We start from the raw sequence: 4392 nt of genomic DNA, 5'->3' as shown, positions 1-4392 counted from the left end.
ACGCGACCGCCGCAGCCAACCCGCGCCTGAAAACCCTCACCCTCGCGGCAGCCACCAAAGGCGTCAAACTCTCCGCCGACACGGCCGGGAACATCACCGCCAACGACGCCCACGGCCCCGTGTTCACGGCCCCCGCCCCGGTGATGTGGGACTCCACCACCACCCCCACCGGCACCACCGCACCAGCCGTCCGCGCCACCGCGGTCCCAGGCACCGGACAGACGGTCGACCCCGCCACCGGGGAACCGGCCACCTCTAGCACCCGCGGCCCCGGCGAACACGCCCGCACCGCCACCCTCCATGCCAAGGCCACCGCCCGCTCGATCACCCTGACCCCCGACGCGTCGCTGCTGACCGGACACGCCACGAAGTACCCGGTCTACATCGACCCGTTCGTCACCCCGTCCGCACCCAGCAGCCTGCAGGAGTGGACCTACACCAACTCCTACTACGACACCCAGAACTTCTGGCGCACCACCGACGACCTGCGCGTGGGCTACACCGACGACCCCACCTACCCGCCCACCTACACCGCCCGCTCCTACCTCCAGATCAACGTCCCCTCCGGCCTCCACGGCGCGAAAATCCTCAGCTCCCAGCTGAACATCACCGAGGACTGGTCCTGGTCGTGCACCCCCGAGGCCGTCCAGCTGTGGACTACCTCGTCCGGGATCTCCCAGAACACCACCTGGTCCAACCAGCCCTCCCCCGCCGGTGAGGTCGACTCCCAGACCGTCGCCCACGGCTGGAGCTCCTCCTGCCCCAACGCGGGTGTGGGCTTCGACCTGAACAGCTCCGGCTACAAGAACTTCAACGGCAAGACCGTCATGCAAAACGCCGCCGACAGCGGCGCCTCCTCCCTGACCTTCGTCCTCAAGGCCGGCAGCGAGACCAACGACCTCTACTGGAAGAAGTTCCAAGCCAGCACCGTCAAGGTCTCCACCACCTACGACAACCCCCCCAGCACCCCCACCTCCCTGTCCACCTCCCCCTCCACCTCCTGCAGCCGCCTCATCACCGTCGGCGACAGCGACGTCTACCTGTTCGCGAAGCTCACAGACAAGGACGGCGGCTCGGTCGGCGCCACCTTCACCGCCCGCAAGAACAACTCCACCGGCGCCGTCATCGGAACCCCCAGCACCCCCGGCACCTACACCACCACTAGCGGTCAGTCGCTGAGTTACAAGCTCGCGAAGTCCACATTGGAGAGCGCCGCGGGCAACAGTCCTCTCACCGTGTACTGGGATGTGAGCGCCTACGACGGGAATTACACGAGCGCGGCCGCGCACTGCAGCTTCGTCTTCGACCCCGCCCGCCCCAGTGACACCCCCAACGTCACCATCCCCGACAACCTGGTCATCGGTACTCCGGCCTCCGGGGTGACCATCTCCTGCCCCACGGGCGGCTGCACCGGCACCATTCCCGCCAGCTACGTGTGGCAGCTCAACGGCGGCCCCACCCAGATGGTCTCCGCCGACAGCCAGGGCAACGCCACCATCACCTTCACCCCCAACCGCCGCATCAACGTGCTCACCGTCAACAGCCTCAGCACGGGAGGCAACTACGGGCTCAATCCCGCTGAGCAATCCTTCGACGCCTCCCCGCCGGCTACCCCTCCGGCCGATGGCGACCTCACCGGCGACGGCGTCCCTGACCAGCTCACCGTGGGTAACCAGAGCGGCATGCCCGCGGGGCTGTGGCTCTCCCACGAGCAGGATGGGAGCCTGACCACCGTCACGGCCGTCGACGCCGGGGCTGCGGGAACGGGCGTCAACACCAGCGGGGCACCGGCCGACTTCAACGGCACTCAGGCCTTCACCGGCCTGTTCACCGGAGCCGCCGGCAGCGGCCTGCAGGACGTCTTCGACTACAACCCCGCCACCGGCGTCGGCGCCATCATCCCCGGCAACGGTGACGGCACCATCGACTCCAGCCAGGAAGTCTCGGTCACGAAGGACAACCTCCTCGACCCCAACAACAACAGCCCACGGCAACTGGCCAACGCCGGCCACACCTACACCACCACCGGCACCCTGCCCGACCTCATCGGCACCAGCGGGGACGCCACCGACGGATACAGCCTCGACCTCTACGCAGTGTTCGGAGGCAGCGTCGGCCAGTTCCTGTCCTACCCCCTGACCAACAAGTCCCCCGACGGCACCGCCGACTGGGACCAGTGGACCATCGCAACCACCCAACTCTCCACCGGCACCGCGATGTTCCTGTGGAACAAGACCACCGGCGACCTCTACCTGTGGACCAACCTGGCCCACCAGCAGGACGCCGGCAACAACGACTACCTCACCTACACCTCCCACACCCTCGCCACCGGCACCTGGAACAAGGCCACCAACCTCACCCTCCAAGCCGCCGACGTCAACGGCGACAACAACCCCGACCTGTGGACCGTCAGCTCAAACGGCACCGTCGCCGCCTACACCTACGACGGCACGACCCTCACCGCACAACCGGCCAAGGCCCTCGTCCCAGAAGCCCACACTTGGCCCCTCAACGACGGGACCACGGGCACGGCGACCGCCGCGGCCGACACCACGGGAGCCTCGTCATTGACCGGCGGCGGAGCCGGAGCCACTTGGGACAACACTGGTCTGCTCTCTCCCAGCCTGCACCTGGACGGCACCACCACCGGATTCATGAGCGGATCCGCAGCACTGTCCGTGTCGTCCGCGTTCACCCTGTCCCTGTGGGCTCAGCCGGAGTCGTTCGGGCAGGTCATCGCGTCCCAGAACGGCGCTACCAACGCCGGGTTCCTGCTGTATCCCCAGTCCAACCGGGAATGGGCTTTCTGCCTGGCGACCTCGGACACCACCCGGGCCTACGACTGCATCGCCGGTGGGACGGCGGCGATCGGTGAATGGGCCCACCTCACCATCACTTACGATCCAGCCACCAAAGCCATGACCCTGTACGTCGGTGACCGTCCTGTGGCCCGCGGCACCCACAGCGCTGTGAGCAGCAGCCTGTTCAACGGCAGCTTCGTCCTGGGCAACGACATGCACAGCGGCAGCCCTGCAGACGACTACAAGGGCGACATCTCCACCGTCCGCATTTGGAGGAACGCTGCCCTGACCTCCAGCCAGGTTGCGCTCATGGCCAACTTGAGTATTCCGGATGGGCCGTACACCTTCGCCGATGTCGCGGACTGGAACGGCGACGGGCACACCGACGTCATCGCCGCCGACAAGACCGGCAACCTGTGGGTGTACCCCGGCAACGGCAGCGGCGGCTTTGCCTCCGATCCCCTTTACATCGGCACCGGCTTCACCGGCTACACCTTCGCCGGTGTCGCAGACTTCAACGGCGACGGCTACAAGGACCTCATCGCGCTCGCTCCCGATGGGGGGCTCTGGCTCTACCCCGGCGACATCGGGCACGACCTGAACACAACGGCGATCAAGTTCGTCAGCGGATGGACCGGTTACCAATTCGCCGGAGTGGCCGACTTCAACGGCGACGGACACCAGGACATCCTCGGCGCCGACAGCAGCGGGAACCTCTACCTCTACCCGGGCACCGGCGTCGGCGCAGGCCTGGGCACCCGCGTCCAGATCGGAAACGGCTGGGGAAGCTACACCTTCGCCGGCGTCGCCGACTTCAACGGCGACGGACACCAGGACGTCCTCGCCAGCGACAGCAGCGGAAACCTGTGGCTCTACCCCGGAAACGGAAGCAACGGCTTCGGTGCCCGCAGCCAGATCGGCAACGGCTGGACCAGCAGCTGGACTTTCGCCGGTGTCGCGGACTTCGGCAGTGACGGCGCCCCCGACCTGATCGCCCGCGACAGCAGCACGCAGCTGTGGTGCTACGTCGGCAACGGCACCGGCGGCTTTTCCGGCACAAAGATCAACATCGGCCACGGATGGTGATGATGGCACCCGCCCACTGAGTAGGCACTGACACACACCGCGGGGCCCCACAACGTGGGGCCCCGCACCCTTACCTCCACACTGAACGCCCTCGGGACGACTTCAACGGCACCCAGGCCTTCACCGGCCTGATCACCGGAGCCGCCGGCAGCGGCCTGCAGGACGTCTTCGACTACAACCCCGCCACCGGCGTCGGCGCCATCATCCCCGGCAACGGTGACGGCACCATCGACTCCAGCCAGGAAGTCTCGGTCACGAAGGACAACCTCCTCGACCCCAACAACAACAGCCCACGGCAACTGGCCAACGCCGGCCACACCTACACCACCACCGGCACCCTGCCCGACCTCATCGGCACCAGCGGGGACGCCACCGACGGATCCAACCCAGGCGGGATGGTGGGACGGAGATATGACCATCGGCCTGGCTCCCCATCCTCTGAGCTGCCCCCGGTTCTGTGGAGTCCCTGAGAAGCCGTTGTCGTACCGATCATGGTGAGCGTCGG

1 protein-coding gene is annotated in these 4392 nt (G+C 67.2%); it reads left to right on the top strand.

The genetic code is table 11. From position 1 onward, the window contains the following. On the top strand, positions 1 to 3887 hold a 3887-nt coding region (locus ACFP3V_RS24360; protein ID WP_380587334.1), incomplete at its 5' end, for an FG-GAP-like repeat-containing protein. Positions 3888 to 4392: the final 505 nt, after the last annotated feature.

The sequence above is a fragment of the Streptacidiphilus monticola genome, assembly GCF_042658505.1.
Taxonomy (GTDB): domain Bacteria; phylum Actinomycetota; class Actinomycetes; order Streptomycetales; family Streptomycetaceae; genus Streptacidiphilus; species Streptacidiphilus monticola.
The sequence above is the reverse complement of the archived record's forward strand: the minus strand, read 5'-3'. Positions and strand labels throughout refer to the sequence as shown.